Origin of the sequence: Chryseobacterium sp. CP-77 (assembly GCF_036362765.1) — a bacterium.
Taxonomy (GTDB): domain Bacteria; phylum Bacteroidota; class Bacteroidia; order Flavobacteriales; family Weeksellaceae; genus Chryseobacterium; species Chryseobacterium cupriresistens.
Genome location: NZ_CP143637.1, coordinates 3,415,761 through 3,431,901, shown reverse-complemented (window position 1 = coordinate 3,431,901; position 16,141 = coordinate 3,415,761). Strand labels below are relative to the sequence as shown.

Here is a 16,141-nt window from a genome sequence, read left to right as displayed (position 1 = left end):
TCTGTGTTTCAGTTAAAAGAAAGAATTAAGGATGAAAAATTCTCCTGCAATTTCTTATCTTTGCAAATTACAAGATTCTTAAATGAAAAACATACGAAATTTTTGCATAATCGCTCATATCGACCATGGTAAAAGTACCCTGGCAGACCGTCTATTGGAGTACACGAATACCGTTACCCAAAGAGAATTGCAGTCTCAGACGCTGGATGATATGGATTTGGAGAAAGAACGTGGGATTACCATTAAGTCACACGCCATCCAGATGGATTATGAGTATAAAGGAGAAAAATATATTTTAAACCTTATTGATACCCCGGGACACGTTGATTTCTCTTATGAAGTATCCCGTTCTATTGCTGCCTGTGAAGGAGCACTTCTTATTGTAGATGCTGCACAGAGTATTCAGGCACAAACCATCAGTAACCTTTATCTTGCATTGGAAAATGATTTAACGATCATTCCGATTCTGAATAAAATTGACCTTCCGTCTGCGAACCCGGAAGAAGTAACCGATGAGATCATGAACCTTATCGGATGCGAATATGAAGATGTATTGAGAGTTTCCGGTAAAACAGGAGAAGGTGTTCATAACCTTTTAGAGCAGATTGTTGAAAGAATTCCTGCACCGGTAGGAGATCCTGACGGTCCACTGCAGGCTTTGATCTTTGACTCTGTATACAACCCGTTCAGAGGTATTGAAGCTTATTTTAAAGTAGTGAACGGAAGCATCACCAAAAATGAAAAGATCAAATTTTTCGCTACAGGAAAGGAATATGGAGCTGATGAAGTGGGTACCTTAAAACTGAAGCAGGTTCCCAAGAAAACGATCCATTGCGGAGACGTGGGATATCTTGTATCGGGTATTAAAGATGCCCGTGAGGTAAAAGTAGGAGATACCATCACTTCATTTGAAAAACCTGCGGATGCTCCGATTGATGGATTTGAGGAAGTAAAACCAATGGTATTTGCCGGGATCTACCCAATTGATTCTGAAGATTTTGAAGAATTAAGATTCTCTCTTGAAAAATTAAGACTGAATGATGCTTCTCTGGTTTTCGAGCCGGAAAGTTCTGCCGCCCTTGGTTTTGGTTTCCGTTGTGGATTCTTAGGAATGCTACACATGGAAATCGTTCAGGAACGTCTTGACAGAGAGTTTAATATGAACGTCATCACTACGGTACCGAACGTATCTTATTTTGGATATACTAAAAAAGAGCCTGAAGTTCCGATTTTGATCAACAACCCGTCTGAAATGATGGATCCTTCAACGATGGACAGAGTAGAAGAACCATTCATCAAGGCGTCTATCATTACAAAATCCGACTTCGTAGGTGCAGTAATGACTTTATGTATCGAAAAAAGAGGAGAAATTGTTAACCAGAGTTATCTGACATCAGAAAGAGTAGAGTTAATTTTCAATATGCCTCTTGCTGAGGTGGTATTCGACTTCTATGACAGGTTAAAATCTATCTCTAAAGGATATGCTTCATTTGATTATCACCCCATCGGATTCAGAGCTTCCAAGCTTGTAAAAATGGATATCCTGATCAATGGTGACATGGTAGATGCATTATCTTCTTTGATTCACGATTCTAATGCTTATTACATCGGTAAAAGAATGTGTGAAAAGCTTCGTGAGCTGATCCCGAGACAACAGTTTGATATTGCTGTTCAGGCTGCATTAGGTACAAAAGTAATCGCGAGAGAAACGATTAAAGCCTTAAGAAAAGACGTTACCGCAAAATGTTACGGAGGAGATATTTCCAGAAAACGTAAGTTATTGGAAAAGCAGAAAGAAGGTAAGAAGAAAATGAAGCAGATTGGTAGAGTAGAAGTACCACAATCAGCGTTCATGGCTGTATTAAAGTTAAATGATTAATTATTAATCTATTATAAAGTAAAAACCGCTTCTGATGAAGCGGTTTTTTTATGGATTATTTTTTACGCGTATATTTTATTTCCATGGTTTTATATTCCTTTCCGGTCTTGGAATCAGGGCCGTACATTTCAAGCTTTTGAGTATTATCATCCACAAAAGTGAATACTTCTCTGAAATCACAGTCTTTTCCAGGTCTTGAAGGATCTGTCATTTTTCCTTTAAACTCAACTGATTTTGTGGAAGGATTCCAGTCGCCTTCGCTGTGCATAATTCCGGTTCCCATATTGTCGATCCATGTACTGACAAACTTTTTCTTTGCGTTATCATATCCCACAATACTCATTCCTTCAAAAGGCATCCCCATAAAGTCACCTTTATGATTAGTGATCTGATAACGTCCGCCAAACATCATTTTATTGGTCGCCTCAGATTTACTCATCATAGGTTTTGCTCCGTTTTCCATCCACATTGTCGTTTCACCTGTCCAGGTTCCATCAGACTTTGCAAGCATTTTCTGCATTTCTCCCGGAGTTGAGTACGCCATCCAGTCTTTCATTGCGGTTGCCGAATCTACAGGTTTCCATTCAGATGTAGAAGCTGAATCTGTTTTTTCAGAAGCAGTGGCAGCTGTCGTTTTTCCTTTCTCGCAAGCTATTAACAAGAAAGCTGCAGAAAGAATTGTTAATAAATTTTTCATAATAATTTAGTTTTAAGATGGTTAGAAAGATAACTTAAAGGTAAGAACTTTTATGTTAATTAAAATTTTTTTTAATACAGGCATAAATTGTAACTTTGTGTATTCACAACGCAAATCAAATTATGGAGTCTCCAAAAAAATTACAGGATATAAAAGTGGCTGTAGATGCCGTTATCTTTGGATATTTTGATAAAAAAGATCTTCAGATCCTTCTGATTAAAAGAAATATTGAGCCTTTTAAAGGAGGTTGGGCCCTTCCGGGAGGTCTTGTTCTTGATGATGAAAGTGTAGATGATGCCGTAAAAAGAGAACTTTACGAAGAAGCCGGCATAAAACCCGATTTTTTGGAGCAACTGTATACTTTTGGTAATCTGGGTCGTGATCCGAGAAACAGAGTGGTTTCTGTGGCTTATTTAGGGCTTGTAAACCCTTCTTATTATGAGCTGTTTGCCGATTCGGATGCGGAAGATGCACAATGGTTCAGCATTAATAAACTTCCTTCACTAGCCTTTGATCATAAAACAATCATTGAGACTGCTCTAAAAAGACTTCGCACAAAAATTCAATACCAGCCAATAGGCTTCAATCTTCTCAATGAAGAATTCCCTTTTTCAGATCTTGAAAACCTTTATAAAACAATTGTCGGACAGGAAATTGACAGAAGAAATTTCCGCAAGAAAATCATGAGCTACGGACTCCTGAACGAAACCAATAACGTTAAAAAAGAAGGTAGCGGCAGACCCGGGAAACTTTTTACTTTCAATAAAGAAAAATATAAAGAGCTGGAAGAACAGGGCTTTTATTTTGAAATTAAATAGTTATATCTAAACACAAATTTCACTAATAATTTGGCACTAATTTTCACAAATAATTAGCGCACAAGAATTGTGCTCTAATATATATCCATAAAAATTTATTCAATAGAAAATACTTGTATCAAATGTCATATTATTGACCTTTGTCATTCTGACGAAGGAAGAATCTCAATTTTGTTAATCTATTAAATTCTTTACGACATCTTTGAACTCTGTTCGCAGACATTGAGTCGATGTTTAGAATGACATGGACGTAGTAACAATTTTTAAGATCAAATTCCACCAGTTTTTAGCTAAAACCTATCAAATTTGTGTCATTTGTGATTAAAGTTTGTGTTATTCGTGTTTGTTAAGATTAAATCTTTATTACTGGAAATCAATTAATTATATTTGTTAGCGTAAAATTAACACAAATAAATTTGGTCCAAAGGCTGATATTCTTTTAAATTTGTGTCAAAATAACGCAATCATGAAATATACCTTACAAAATATTATAGAACGCTTTCAAAAAAAGGAAAAGATAAAATATCTCTTTTTCTGGGGACACACGGCAAAAGATATTGTTACCAAATCATGTTTCAGCCAATGGTTTCCAGGAAGTTTTGAAGAAAACGGAATTACCTATAGAACAGCAGAACATTATATGATGGCTGCAAAAGCAAGATTATTTAATGATGCTGAAATGGAAAAGGAAATTTTAAAAGCCGCTACTCCGAATCAGGCAAAAGCTCTCGGACGGAAAGTGAAAAACTTTGACCCGAAACTTTGGGATGAACATAAATATCAGATTGTAACTCAGGGAAATCTTTTGAAATTCTCTCAAAATCAGAAATTTAAGGACTTTCTTTTGTCAACCGGAGACAAAGTTTTAGTGGAGGCAAGTCCTTATGATAGAATTTGGGGAATCGGGATGCTGGAAACGGACAGCAGAGCTGAAAACCCTTTATTATGGAACGGAGAAAACCTGTTAGGATTTGCTTTGATGGAAGTAAGGGATGAATTAAGAAGGTAAAAACACAACCAGGCACAAAATATTAATTATGGAAAAAATAGAATTACACCCACAGATATTTCTGATTGAAGATTTTCTGACCGAAGCTGAATGTGATCATTATATCAGTCTTTCACAGGAAAAAGTCTTTGAAGAAGCAAAGATCAATGTATTCGGACGCCAGCAGATGAATAAAGGGATCAGAAATAATGACCGGCTGATGATTTTTGATACAACAATCGCTGAAGAGCTTTTTAACAAGGCTGTGGAATTTTTACCTCAGGAACATGATGGATATCAGATTCTTACCTTTAATGAAATGCTCAGAGTTTATAAATATGCTCCCGGGCAGCAGTTCAAAATGCACAGAGACGGAAGTTATATCCGAAATGAAAGAGAGAAAAGCTTTTACACTTTTATGATCTATCTGAATGATGATTTTGAAGGAGGTGAAACAGAATTTGAAAATCTGTTTACTGTAGCTCCTAAAAAAGGAACAGCGCTTATTTTTCACCATCCGCTGAGACACGAAGGAAAAACTTTAATTAGTGGAGTAAAGTATGTTCTAAGAACGGATATCATGTATTACAGGGAATAATCATTCTTAAAAGATAAAGGCTTTACTATGTCTTGTTTAATTAGTGTAATATTAACACAAATAAAAATATTTGATCATGGAAGATGAATTAAAACCCAGATTTATCGAATCATTACAAAGAAATAATGATCAGATCAGAGAAGACCGTGCAAGGATCATCGGGGCAGGTTCCGAATTGATCTACAGGCGCAGAGTGGAAGATATCGAACTAAAAATCAAAAGGCTCGAGCGTGAACAGGAAGGGCTTATTGATATCAGTCCTTTGGACAGGAACAGTCTGACTTTTGTGGATTTCAATCCTGAAGCATTCGTTCAGAAAGACATGGAATTATCATTAACAATCAGAAATCTGAATATTCAGCTCGAAGTTACCCAAAAGAGATTTGAATATTTATTTGGAAAAAAATTATAGTCATGGGAAGTACAAGATACGATTTAGACGCGCGTTATGACAGAGCAAGAAAAGCAGGTTACGGAACAAAAACCGCAGGGGAAATTTTCACCCAGAATGCCAAAAGAATGGCTCATGAATCGATGAATCCACATGGAATTTCTTTCAGGGAATCCCGGGATTCGGAAGTTCATCCCAATTCAGTTCCCATTATTTTAGGATTAGATGTTACCGGAAGTATGGGACATATCCCTCACGAGTTAATCAGAGATGGATTGCCAAAACTGATGGGCGGAATCATCCAGGGAGGCGTTCCCGATCCGGCCTTATTGTTCCTTGGAATCGGAGATCATGAATGTGATGGCTATCCGCTTCAGGTGGGACAGTTCGAATCAGGAGATGCAGAACTGGATATGTGGCTTACCCGAACCTATATTGAATCCGGAGGAGGTGGAAATGCAGGTGAAAGTTATCTTTTAGCGTGGTATTTTGCAGCATTTCACACAAGAACAGATGCCTTTGAAAAGAGAAAACAAAAAGGACTGCTGTTTACCGTAGGGGATGAGCCTTGTTTAAAAACACTTCCCGCTTCCGCCATCAGGGAAATTATGGGAAAAGGGCAGCAAACCTATACTCATTTTGAACTGCTGGAAGAAGCACAGAAAAGATACGAAGTATACCACATCAGTGTTTTACATTCGGATCAGGCACTGAGAGCAGACAGAGGCTGGAAAGAATTATTAGGACAAAACTGTATTTCCATAGCAGATCACAGAGAAATTCCGAATGTTATTAAAAACATTATCTGTGATAAATTTAAAGATCAAACCTTTGGGACACCAGGAACAGGAGGGGTGGATCAGTTTCAGATGCTTTAGAATTTCTGAATACCAGTAGTAAATTGATAAAGTGGTGATTAAGGTTTAAAAAAATAAAAAGAGATGAAAAAGGCGCAAATCATAATAGGACTTGGTTTTGGTGATGAAGGAAAAGGAATTACCACAGATTTTCTGGCTTCTCAGAATCCGGAGGCTGTTGTGATCAGATTTTCAGGAGGTCAGCAGGCTGCTCATACTGTAATGATTGATGAAAGAAAGCATGTGCATTCCAGTTTTGCAAGCGGTGCACTTCGCGGTCTGCCTTCTTACTTTACAGAGCATTGTACGATTCATCCGGGTTTTCTACTGAATGAAAGAGAAGAGCTAAAAGCAAAGAACGGAAATATTGAGCTCCATATCCATCCATTGGCAAAAATTACAACTCCTTTCGATGTATGGCAGAACAGAACAAGTGCCCGTAATCTGGAACACGGAACCTGTGGAAAAGGAGTAGGAGCCACGATGAAAAGACACGAAAGCCCTTATAAACTATTTGCTGCAGACCTGATTGCGCCCAGAGAGATGCTGATGGAAAAGCTGAAAGGAATTGCCTATTATTATGGCTTTATAGATGAAAACGAAATTAGTGAACTTTTACAGCCTTTTCTAGATGCTATTGACAGTATGGATTGGAAAATAAGTGACTATAACTATCTGGCTAACTTCGATCACCTTATTTTTGAAGGAAGCCAGGGTATTTTACTCGATATGGACCACGGCGTTTTTCCCAATGTGACCTATGCTTATACCACTTCAAAAAATGCCTTTGAGATCTGTAGGCTTTTAAAAATTGAAGACGTTGAAATGTATTATGTCACCAGAAGTTATGCAACCCGCCACGGAAACGGCTGGATGAGCAATGAAAAAGAAATGAAACTTAGAAATAATGAAGAGGAAACCTGTATATTTAATGAATATCAGAAGGAGCTGAGAACAGGGGAAATAGATTATCAACTGTTGAATTATGCCTTGAAATTGGACGGAGCTTATCTATTTCCTACTAAAAAGAATCTTGTCATCACTTGCCTGGATCAGATTGATGAACAATTTAAACTGGAAAATCTGGATATTGAATTGAAGGCCGCTTATGGATCCTATTCTCCTTATTCTAAAGATTTTAAGCGGATTTTTTAAATTCAGTAGTTAAAAATGTTAATTTTATTTAGAGAGGAGGAAATGATAGAGAATAAAAGAAAATAACCATGAAAACGATACAATATTTAAAAGGGGATGCTACGGTCCCACAGGCCAAAGGAACAAAAATCATCGCCCACATCTGCAATGATATCGGAGGCTGGGGAAAAGGTTTTGTACTGGCAGTTTCCAAAAGATGGGAAGAGCCGGAAAAAGAATATAGAAACTGGCACCGTTTCAGAAGTAAAAATAATTTTGCTTTAGGAGAAATTCAATTGGTTCAGGTTGAAAAATACATTTTTGTAGCCAATATAATCGGGCAAAAAGGAATAAAAACCGGAAGCAATGGTGTCCCTGTTCGGTATGATGCCATTGAAAAAGCTCTGGAAAAACTTTCCAATGAAGCTTTGCTGCTGAATGCAAGCGTTCACATGCCAAGAATCGGATGTGGACTGGCAGGAGGAAAATGGGAAGAAATTGAACCTATTATCGAAAGAACATTGCTTGTAAAGAATGTGGAGGTATATGTGTATGATTTTTAATAAATTAACCAACAATGAAAGAATTTGAAATAAGAGCAGATTATAAAAATGACACGCTGATCGTCTATCAGGCCTATAATAAAGCAATTGCAAAACCAGCCGTAGAGAATCAGAAATTTACAGCTCCTTTTTCATTCAACAGGATGACCTGGATAAAGCCTTCTTTTCTTTGGATGATGGAACGCAGCAACTATGGACAGAAACCCAATCAGGAATGTACCCTGGCCATACATATTAAAAGAGAAGCCTGGGAGAAAGCCTTAAGCAAAGCAATTCTTACTTCACCTGAAAAAAGGGTTTATCCCGATCCCCGAAAATGGGAAAAAGATTTTGAAAATGCCGGAATATATGTGCAATGGGATCCTGAAAGGAATATTAAAGGAACAAAACTGAATTACCGTTCTATTCAGGTAGGAATCAGCCGCTCACTGATTGAGGAGTTCAATGAAGAATGGATTGTAAAAATCGAAGATTATTCTCCTTTGGTTAAAAAGATTCTTAATCTTTCCAAGTCGGGAGAATTCGACAAGGCAAAGAAACTGCTGCCGGTAGAAAAAAATTATCCTCTGTCAAAAGAACTGGCTTACAGAATTGGAGCCACAGTATAACTAAATAACGAACGTCATGAAAACAACAACATTATACAGACCAGTAGGAGAAAAAGAAATGATATTGATTATGAAAAGCGGATTTAAAAAATTTCCTCCAAGACTGGAATGGCAGCCCATTTTTTACCCAGCTCTTAATGAAGAATATGCTTCAGAGATTGCAGAAAAATGGAATACCCGAGACGAAGCCGGAAACTATCTTGGTTTCGTAACCCGGTTTGATGTACTGGAAGAAGCAGCAGCTCAATATCCTGCTCAGAATGTAGGAGCAAGAAACCATAATGAACTATGGGTTCCTTCCGAAGATCTTAACAGCTTTAATAAGGCAATTGTAGGAGATATCAAAGTAATCAAAGTCTTTATAGGAGATGACTTTAAGAAGGCTTCAAAGTGCTGAGTTGGAAGATTTGATGATCAACATAAAAAAACTAACGATGACTAATAAAGGAATGGCAAAAGATACTTTGGATATCTTAGCTAAAAAATATTATATTAACGAACATAACGAAAAAATAAATATAGAAAACGAGCTGGAAATCAGTAAGAAAGAAACCTCTCTTTTCACTACGGAACAGCTTTCTGAAATGATAGAATCTCCGTTGCCGGAAATCAGTTTTGAAACAAAAATTGAAGCATGGAAGTGCAGTTCTTTAAAAGCAATTTTACAATTAGCCGAAGAAGAAAATCAGGAGAAGGTTATGTGTCTGAATTTTGCATCAGCAAAAAATCCAGGGGGAGGATTTATCAACGGTGCAGAAGCTCAGGAAGAAAGCCTGGCAAGAACTTCCGGACTTTATGAAAGCTTACTTCAGGCATGGGATTATTATACCATTCACCGTGCAATGGAATCCTGTTTTTATACGGATACAATGATTTACAGTCCTAAAGTTCCTGTTTTCAGGAAAGATAAAGGAGAGTTGCTTCCTAAGCCTGTCCTGTGTAATTTCATCACGTCTCCGGCAGTCAATGCAGGCGTGGTAAAACGTCTGGAACCGGAAAGAGCACATGAAATTCTTGATGCAATGGATCTTAGAATGGATAAAATGCTTTCACTGGCTTTACAACAAGGAAATGAAGTTCTGATTTTAGGAGCCTGGGGATGCGGTGTCTTTAAAAATGATCCAAAAGAAATTGCAGGATTATTTAAAAAGCATCTTCAGGGAAAATATAAAAATAAATTTAAAAGAGTGGTTTTTGCAGTGCTTACCAAGAAAGAAGAAATGTTGAAACCATTTGAAGAAATACAATGAAAATTGAATTAATAAAAGGGGATATCACAAAAATCAAGGCCGATGCTATTGTCAACGCAGCCAATTCTTCCTTACTTGGTGGAGGTGGAGCTGATGGTGCCATTCATCGGGCAGGAGGTTCTAAGATATTGGAAGAATGCAGGGCAATCAGAAACAGACAAGGAAAGTGTAATACTGGCGAAGCTGTTGTAACTACTGCTGGAAATCTTTCGGCAAAGTATGTTATTCATACGGTAGGCCCGGTTTGGAATGGTCATGCTGAGAAAGAATCAAAACTTCTTGCAAACTGTTATCATAATTCTTTGAAATTAGCGGAAAGCCTTGGTGTGAAAACCATTGCTTTTCCTAATATCAGTACGGGAGTTTATAGGTTTCCAAAAGAACTGGCTGGAAAAATTGCTGTAGATGCGGTCAGAAATTTTAAATCAGACATCATTGAGAAAGTTATATTTGTTTGCTTTGATGATGAAAATGAGATAATTTACCAAAAGTTTTTAGATTAAACCCATGAAAAAACTAACCATATTAAGCGGCGCCGGAATCAGTGCCGAAAGCGGAATAAAAACCTTCAGAGACGGAGACGGTCTCTGGGAAAATTATAATGTTACGGATGTGGCAAGTCCGGAAGGCTGGAAAAAAGACAGAGCTCTGGTGCTGGAATTTTACAACCAGAGAAGAAGGCAGCTGCATGAAGTACAGCCCAACGAAGCGCATCACTTACTGGCAGAGCTGGAAAAATATTTTGATGTTCAGATCATTACCCAGAATATTGATGACCTTCACGAAAGAGCAGGATCTACTAAGATTCTTCATATTCACGGAGAACTGTTCAAATCATGCTCATGCAACAATAAAAGCCTGATATATGAACAAAAAAAGGATATTAAAATTGGTGATAAAGCTGAAGATGGGGCACAATTAAGGCCTTTTATCGTTTGGTTCGGAGAAGATGTTCCTTTATACCAGACCGCAAGAGAAATTGTAAAAGAATCGGATATTCTGCTGGTTATCGGGACTTCTTTGCAGGTATATCCCGCAGCAGGACTCATTCATGATATCAAAGATGACTGCCTTTTAATTGTCATCAATCCTAATGAAACGGGGTTTGGCTATGGACAAAGAGCCGTAGTAATGAAAGAAACTGCTACTCAGGGGATGAAATTATTATTTGATAAATTGGTCAACCTTGCCTGATGGAAAATAAAGTAAAAGCAGGTATCATGGGCGTTTGTATTGGAGATGCCCTTGGTGTTCCGGTGGAATTCAAAAAAAGAGAAGATTTAAAACGTTTTCCGGTAACAAAAATGCTGGAGTATATGTCATGGAACCAACCCAAAGGAACCTGGAGTGATGACAGCTCTCTTACACTTTGCCTTGCTGATGAACTTTCCAAAAGATATGATCTGGAAAAAATCGGACAGAGTTTCGTAAAATGGAATAAATACGGTCACTGGACTGCCCATGGAAGGCTTTTTGACATTGGAGGAACGACAAGACATTCTCTGGCGAGATTAATCAAAGGTGAGAGTGCACGATTTTCAGGAAATATTTTTGAAGAAGATAACGGGAATGGTTCTCTGATGAGAATTCTTCCCCTCGCTTTCTATCTTGAGAAGGAAAATGATATTCAGAAACTGTATCTGACGGTAAAAGAGGTTTCCGCAATAACTCACGGTCATTTCCGTTCTGTCTTTGCCTGTTTCATCTATGTCATTTTAGCCATTCAACTGTTGAAAGGAAAGAATAAAAAAGAAGCATATGAGCTAACACAGAATATCACTTTAAAATATGCTGAAGAACAAGGATTTAATCCTGATGAAATTGAACTATTCAAAAGGATCTTAAAAAATGATATTTCCAAATATCCTGAAGATTAAATTAAGAGTGGCGGCTATGTTCTTCACAGCCTTGAAGCCTCTCTATGGTGTTTTTTAAACTCAGAATGCTATGCTGAAGCTGTTTTGAAGGCCGTCAACCTCGGGGAAGATACCGATACAACGGGAGCTATCACAGGAGGGATTGCCGGAATTTATTATGGATATGAAAATATTCCACAAGAATGGATTTCTGAGCTGGTGAGAAAGGATGATATTGAAACGTTGTGTGAGAAATTACACCAAAAATTAATGAATTAAAACACAACCCATGAACGAAATAGAAAAGAAAAGAATAAGTAAATTTTTAAGCCTGATCCTGCGGCATGAGCCTGAAAGCATTGGGCTTACGCTCGATGAAAACGGTTGGGCAGATATAGAAGAACTGCGGGAAAAGTCAGCAAATAAAAGAATATATTTTACTCCCGAAGAATTGGATGAGGTGGTAGAAACGAACAACAAAAAGCGTTTTGCTTTGAACGAAGATAAAACGAAGATCAGAGCAAGCCAGGGACATTCTATTGATATCGATCTGGCGCTGGAAGCCATACAACCGCCGGAATTTCTGTACCATGGAACAGCAAAAGCCAATATTTCTTCTATTTTAGAAAAAGGAATTGAAAAAAGAAGCCGTCAGCATGTGCACTTAAGCGCTGATAAAGAGACAGCTGCAAAGGTCGGAATGAGACACGGCAAGCCTGTGATTCTTACGATCAGAACCGGAACCATGCATCAGGAAGGATTGTCTTTCTACCAATCTGCAAACGGAGTTTGGTTGACAGATTTTGTAGATGCAAAATATATTTCAAAGTAAAATGAACAGAAAACTTGTAATTGGAGACATTCACGGAGGATTTAAAGCCTTACAGCAGGTTCTGGAAAGAGCTGAGGTTACGCCAAATGATCAGCTGATTTTCCTGGGAGATTATGTAGACGGATGGAGTGAATCTTCTGAAATAATACATTTTTTAATAGGTCTTTCCAAAAAGCAGGAATGTATCTTCATCAAAGGAAATCACGATGCATGGTGCGAAGATTGGATGGCTTTCGGGCAAAACCCTGATGTCTGGCTTTTTAATGGTGGAAAGAGTACTGTTGAGAGCTATAAAGATTATCTCCCGGAAGAACTGGATCTTCACCTGGAATTCTTTCAAAGGATGAAAAACTATCATATCGACGATCGGAACCGGTTGTTTATTCATGCGGGATACGCTTCCATGCACGGCCCTGAAAGAGAAGTATATTCCAGTAATTACCGCTGGGACAGAACCCTCTGGGAAACGGCTGTTGCAATGGATAAAAAACTGCAGAAAAATTCAGAGCTTTATCCTAAGAGACTGCTTTTATACAATGAAATATTTATAGGGCATACACCTACGATTGAAATAGGAATTGCAACTCCTGCCAACAAAGCCAATATCTGGAATATGGACACGGGAGCGGCTTATACCGGATCTTTATCTATCATGGATATCGATTCCAAAGAATTCTGGCAAAGTGATCCGCTTCCTTCCTTATATCCAAAAGAAAAAGGGCGAAACTAAAAGCATTACAAATAAAATTTTCAAATTTTCACAAACAAACCTAACAGGTTTTCAAAACCTGTTAGGCTTCTATCTGCAAAACAATTTTACCTTTTGCAATTTTGACTGTCAACCCATCCCTGTTTCTCACAAAAGATGATTAATTTTAAAGTCTGAAAATATGACTTCAATGAAACTGAAATATCTTTTATTCACCTTAAGTTCTACCTTGTTTTTGGCTCAAAAATCATTTCAGACCCCTTTTGAAAAAGGGAACGGAAATCAGACAGTTACCTACGACGAAATGAACAGCTATTATCAGGATCTGGCTAAAAATTTCAATACCATTCAATACCTTAAAAAGGGAGAAGATGACAATGGAAAACCCATTTATGTAGTGGTTTATAATCCTTTTCCTGAAAAAGACCTTGAAAAATTAAGAAAAAACAAAGCCATTCTTTTTGTCAACAATGGAATTCACCCGGGAGAGCCGGATGGAATAGATGCTACCATGATGCTGATGAGAGATCTGGCGGCTAAAAAAATTAAAACTCCGCAGAACTTTATTATTGCTGCTATTTCCGCTTACAATGTCAGTGGAATGCTCAACAGAGGATCTTACTCGAGAGCCAATCAGAATGGCCCGGAGCAGTACGGTTTCAGGGGAAACGCAAGAAATTATGATCTGAACAGAGATTTTATCAAGGCAGATTCCAAAAATGCCAGAAGCTTTCAGGAAATCTACCAGTGGTTAAAACCAGATGTTTTTATTGATAATCACGTCAGCAACGGAGCGGATTATCAATATACGTTTACCTATATTTCTACTTTTAAAGAACGTCTGGGCAATACTCTGGGGAATTACTTCTACAATGATTATCAGGCTAAAAATCTTGAAGATATGAAAAAGCTGGGGTATGAAAGTACTCCTTATGTCAACATTCACGGAGATGTTCCGGAAGTAGGATTTGCCTCATTTGAAGACTCTCCCAGATACTCTACAGGATATACTTCGCTTTTCAATTCCTTAGGAACTGTTCCGGAAACCCATATGTTGAAGCCTTATGATAAAAGGGTAGATGCTACCTACAAATATATGTTGGTGAACCTGCAGAATTTGGATAAAGATTATCATACCATAAAGCAGCTCCGCATTGAAAATTTAAAACAGTATCAGGCCGGAAAACAATATGGAATCCGCTGGAACATAGACTCCACAAAATTTTCTACGATGGATTTTAAGGGCTACGAAGGAAAGTACAAACCTAGTGAAGTTTCGGGGAAGCCAAGGCTGTATTATGACCGTAATAAACCATTTACCAAGAATATAAAACTCTTTACAACAGCTGTTCCAACGGGATATATTACCATTCCGAAGTATTATGTCATTCCACAATCACAATATCGTGTAATTGAAGAATTGAAGAGAAACAATATTCAGATGAGTCCTTTGCAGAAAGACAGTACTTTGTCTGTTGAGTCCTATAAAATCAAAGATTTTAAAACCGTTAAAAACCCTTATGAAGGCCATTATCTGCACTTTGAAACGACGGTTGATGCTTCCCTTAAAAATTTGCTGTTTTCGGCAGGGGATTATCTTGTTACTACCGATCAGCCAGGGGTAAAATATATTATAGAAACTCTTGAGCCTGAGGCATTAGATTCATTTTTTAACTGGAATTTCTTCGATGGAATTCTGGCGCAGAAAGAATACTATTCTGCTTATATTTTCGAAGATACAGCTGCCGAACTCCTGAAAAAAGATAAAAAGCTGAAAGAAGCCTTTGAAGCAGCGAAAGCGTCCGACAAAAAACTGTCCGAAGATGGAACTGCACAACTGGATTGGATCTACAGGCATTCTCCTTATTTTGAAGAGAAAACTTTCAGGCAGTATCCGGTTTACAGAGTGTTGTAATCAATTGATAATAAATAGATAAACTAAAACAGGCGTTTCCATGGAAACGCCTGTTTTAGTTTATCTTGGTAAGCCTCTTTTCAAAGCTATTTCTGCTCTTTTGATCGCCATTTTCTCCTTCCAGTCCATGTATTTCTTTTTGAAATTAGACTTCATGATGTCGTCAAATTTACGCTGTACGGTAAGATTCCATAGGGAATGTGCTTTTACAGCCCATGATTTGTCCCAGGCTCTTAAAGAAATTGAGAAACTTCCGTCCAGATATTTCATCCAATGCCACCAGCCGGTAGGCATGAACAATGTATCTCCATGTTCAAGGAAACACTCAATTCCTTCCACACCATCCAGTGCAGGGAACTTGGTGAAGTCAGGATTTTCAATATCATAATCTTCCAGGGCATAGGTTGCGTACGGAATCTGATACAGTCTTTCTTTCCATTTGTAATCAAAAAGAAGAATATGTTTTCTTCCGTTGAAGTGTGTATGGAAAATATGAGCCATATCAATGTCAAAGTGAAGGAATGTCACTGATCCCTTTCCACCAAAGAACATATTCGGATATTTATCCAGGAATCCTCCCATCAGGTCTTTAGGGGAAATATAATCTTCCAGCAATTTCGGGGCATATTTTATAGGGTCGAAGAGAAAAATTCTAAGATCGGTTGGCTCTCGCTGGATAAGATCGATATAATCTCCAAACTTCATTTTTGCTGCTGATGCATTGATGGGAGCCGAAGGATCTGCCTTTGAGCTGTCATAGAGAGGGACTTCCACATCTCCTACAACTTCCTTCATATATTCCATCGTCCATTTTTGATAAGCAGGCCATTTTTTTGCCATATTTCTGATGACAACGGGCCTTCTTGGCTTCAGATATTTTTCGTAGAAATCTTCTTTAGAAATGTCTTCTACAACATCTATAGGCTTTAAAATAATTCCCATTTTATAAATTTTATGTTACAAAATTATTAAATATATATATATGTACCAGTGTTTAATTTTTTTTTAATCTATGATTCAAATCAGATTTTCCTATTTAGAATAAG

At 37.7% G+C, this 16,141-nt stretch carries 18 protein-coding genes and 1 pseudogene; 17 read left to right on the top strand and 2 right to left on the bottom strand.

Annotation, left to right across the window (positions count from 1 at the left end):
* Positions 1–82: 82 nt before the first annotated feature.
* Complete coding sequence (gene lepA / locus V0410_RS15255) at positions 83–1,879, top strand: translation elongation factor 4 (protein WP_062672783.1); 1,797 nt, start codon at positions 83–85, stop codon at positions 1,877–1,879.
* A 55-nt stretch (positions 1,880–1,934) separates the two neighbouring features.
* Here lepA and V0410_RS15250 read toward each other — a convergent pair whose 3' ends face one another.
* On the bottom strand, positions 1,935–2,576 hold the full coding sequence (locus V0410_RS15250) for a DUF1579 domain-containing protein (RefSeq protein WP_330744742.1): 642 nt from the start codon (positions 2,574–2,576) through the stop codon (positions 1,935–1,937).
* Between the two features lie 122 nt (positions 2,577–2,698).
* Here V0410_RS15250 and V0410_RS15245 point away from each other — a divergent pair, with 122 nt between their 5' ends.
* From V0410_RS15245 to V0410_RS15170, 16 genes and pseudogenes are all read left to right on the top strand, one after another.
* On the top strand, positions 2,699–3,394 hold the full coding sequence (locus V0410_RS15245; RefSeq protein ID WP_330744741.1) for an NUDIX hydrolase: 696 nt from the start codon (positions 2,699–2,701) through the stop codon (positions 3,392–3,394).
* Positions 3,395–3,860: 466 nt separating this feature from the next.
* The gene (locus tag V0410_RS15240) at positions 3,861–4,403 is read left to right on the top strand and encodes an NADAR family protein (RefSeq protein WP_330744740.1); all 543 of its coding nucleotides are present in this window, start codon (positions 3,861–3,863) and stop codon (positions 4,401–4,403) included.
* A 28-nt stretch (positions 4,404–4,431) separates the two neighbouring features.
* Positions 4,432–4,980 (top strand): 2OG-Fe(II) oxygenase, encoded by a 549-nt coding sequence (locus V0410_RS15235; RefSeq protein ID WP_330744739.1) that lies wholly within the window; start codon positions 4,432–4,434, stop codon positions 4,978–4,980.
* Positions 4,981–5,056: 76 nt separating this feature from the next.
* A complete protein-coding gene (locus tag V0410_RS15230; RefSeq protein WP_330744738.1) occupies positions 5,057–5,392 on the top strand; it encodes a hypothetical protein in 336 nt (111 codons plus the stop codon).
* A 2-nt stretch (positions 5,393–5,394) separates the two neighbouring features.
* On the top strand, positions 5,395–6,249 hold the full coding sequence (locus tag V0410_RS15225; RefSeq protein ID WP_330744737.1) for a hypothetical protein: 855 nt from the start codon (positions 5,395–5,397) through the stop codon (positions 6,247–6,249).
* Positions 6,250–6,312: 63 nt separating this feature from the next.
* Positions 6,313–7,383, top strand: coding sequence for an adenylosuccinate synthetase (locus V0410_RS15220; protein ID WP_330744736.1), 1,071 nt, complete (start codon positions 6,313–6,315; stop codon positions 7,381–7,383).
* A gap of 68 nt (positions 7,384–7,451) precedes the next feature.
* Positions 7,452–7,925, top strand: coding sequence for a macro domain-containing protein (locus tag V0410_RS15215; protein WP_330744735.1), 474 nt, complete (start codon positions 7,452–7,454; stop codon positions 7,923–7,925).
* A 14-nt stretch (positions 7,926–7,939) separates the two neighbouring features.
* The gene (locus V0410_RS15210; RefSeq protein ID WP_330744734.1) at positions 7,940–8,533 is read left to right on the top strand and encodes a DUF4291 domain-containing protein; all 594 of its coding nucleotides are present in this window, start codon (positions 7,940–7,942) and stop codon (positions 8,531–8,533) included.
* 16 nt (positions 8,534–8,549) lie between these two features.
* On the top strand, positions 8,550–8,930 hold the full coding sequence (locus V0410_RS15205; RefSeq protein WP_330744733.1) for an ADP-ribosylation/crystallin J1: 381 nt from the start codon (positions 8,550–8,552) through the stop codon (positions 8,928–8,930).
* A gap of 37 nt (positions 8,931–8,967) precedes the next feature.
* The gene (locus V0410_RS15200; protein ID WP_330744732.1) at positions 8,968–9,783 is read left to right on the top strand and encodes a TIGR02452 family protein; all 816 of its coding nucleotides are present in this window, start codon (positions 8,968–8,970) and stop codon (positions 9,781–9,783) included.
* Positions 9,780–10,286: an O-acetyl-ADP-ribose deacetylase gene (locus V0410_RS15195; RefSeq protein WP_330744731.1), complete on the top strand. Its 507-nt coding sequence runs from the start codon at positions 9,780–9,782 to the stop codon at positions 10,284–10,286. Before V0410_RS15200 ends, V0410_RS15195 begins: the two co-directional genes overlap by 4 nt.
* 4 nt (positions 10,287–10,290) lie before the next feature.
* Positions 10,291–10,977: an SIR2 family NAD-dependent protein deacylase gene (locus V0410_RS15190; protein WP_330744730.1), complete on the top strand. Its 687-nt coding sequence runs from the start codon at positions 10,291–10,293 to the stop codon at positions 10,975–10,977.
* A pseudogene (locus V0410_RS15185) lies at positions 10,977–11,918 on the top strand (ADP-ribosylglycohydrolase family protein). The gene V0410_RS15190 and the pseudogene V0410_RS15185 overlap by 1 nt, the downstream one beginning before the upstream one ends.
* A gap of 10 nt (positions 11,919–11,928) precedes the next feature.
* The gene (locus tag V0410_RS15180; RefSeq protein ID WP_330744729.1) at positions 11,929–12,471 is read left to right on the top strand and encodes an RNA 2'-phosphotransferase; all 543 of its coding nucleotides are present in this window, start codon (positions 11,929–11,931) and stop codon (positions 12,469–12,471) included.
* 1 nt (position 12,472) lies between these two features.
* The gene (locus V0410_RS15175; RefSeq protein ID WP_330744728.1) at positions 12,473–13,201 is read left to right on the top strand and encodes a metallophosphoesterase family protein; all 729 of its coding nucleotides are present in this window, start codon (positions 12,473–12,475) and stop codon (positions 13,199–13,201) included.
* 169 nt (positions 13,202–13,370) lie between these two features.
* Positions 13,371–15,095 (top strand): hypothetical protein, encoded by a 1,725-nt coding sequence (locus V0410_RS15170; protein WP_330744727.1) that lies wholly within the window; start codon positions 13,371–13,373, stop codon positions 15,093–15,095.
* 60 nt (positions 15,096–15,155) lie between these two features.
* On the opposite strand, the gene V0410_RS15165 is transcribed toward V0410_RS15170, so the two are convergent.
* The gene (locus tag V0410_RS15165) at positions 15,156–16,037 is read right to left on the bottom strand and encodes a cupin-like domain-containing protein (protein ID WP_110008924.1); all 882 of its coding nucleotides are present in this window, start codon (positions 16,035–16,037) and stop codon (positions 15,156–15,158) included.
* Between the last annotated feature and the right edge of the window lie 104 nt (positions 16,038–16,141).

Coding starts and splice junctions, on each gene's coding strand:
- V0410_RS15180 (WP_330744729.1), top strand. CDS start 11,929: ATGAACGAAATAGAAAAGAAAAGAATAAGTAAATTTTTAAGCCTGATC.
- V0410_RS15215 (WP_330744735.1), top strand. CDS start 7,452: ATGAAAACGATACAATATTTAAAAGGGGATGCTACGGTCCCACAGGCC.
- V0410_RS15225 (WP_330744737.1), top strand. CDS start 5,395: ATGGGAAGTACAAGATACGATTTAGACGCGCGTTATGACAGAGCAAGA.
- V0410_RS15230 (WP_330744738.1), top strand. CDS start 5,057: ATGGAAGATGAATTAAAACCCAGATTTATCGAATCATTACAAAGAAAT.
- V0410_RS15250 (WP_330744742.1), bottom strand. CDS start 2,576: ATGAAAAATTTATTAACAATTCTTTCTGCAGCTTTCTTGTTAATAGCT.
- V0410_RS15240 (WP_330744740.1), top strand. CDS start 3,861: ATGAAATATACCTTACAAAATATTATAGAACGCTTTCAAAAAAAGGAA.
- V0410_RS15200 (WP_330744732.1), top strand. CDS start 8,968: ATGACTAATAAAGGAATGGCAAAAGATACTTTGGATATCTTAGCTAAA.
- V0410_RS15205 (WP_330744733.1), top strand. CDS start 8,550: ATGAAAACAACAACATTATACAGACCAGTAGGAGAAAAAGAAATGATA.
- V0410_RS15210 (WP_330744734.1), top strand. CDS start 7,940: ATGAAAGAATTTGAAATAAGAGCAGATTATAAAAATGACACGCTGATC.
- V0410_RS15175 (WP_330744728.1), top strand. CDS start 12,473: ATGAACAGAAAACTTGTAATTGGAGACATTCACGGAGGATTTAAAGCC.
- V0410_RS15220 (WP_330744736.1), top strand. CDS start 6,313: ATGAAAAAGGCGCAAATCATAATAGGACTTGGTTTTGGTGATGAAGGA.
- V0410_RS15245 (WP_330744741.1), top strand. CDS start 2,699: ATGGAGTCTCCAAAAAAATTACAGGATATAAAAGTGGCTGTAGATGCC.
- lepA (WP_062672783.1), top strand. CDS start 83: ATGAAAAACATACGAAATTTTTGCATAATCGCTCATATCGACCATGGT.
- V0410_RS15170 (WP_330744727.1), top strand. CDS start 13,371: ATGAAACTGAAATATCTTTTATTCACCTTAAGTTCTACCTTGTTTTTG.
- V0410_RS15190 (WP_330744730.1), top strand. CDS start 10,291: ATGAAAAAACTAACCATATTAAGCGGCGCCGGAATCAGTGCCGAAAGC.
- V0410_RS15235 (WP_330744739.1), top strand. CDS start 4,432: ATGGAAAAAATAGAATTACACCCACAGATATTTCTGATTGAAGATTTT.
- V0410_RS15165 (WP_110008924.1), bottom strand. CDS start 16,037: ATGGGAATTATTTTAAAGCCTATAGATGTTGTAGAAGACATTTCTAAA.
- V0410_RS15195 (WP_330744731.1), top strand. CDS start 9,780: ATGAAAATTGAATTAATAAAAGGGGATATCACAAAAATCAAGGCCGAT.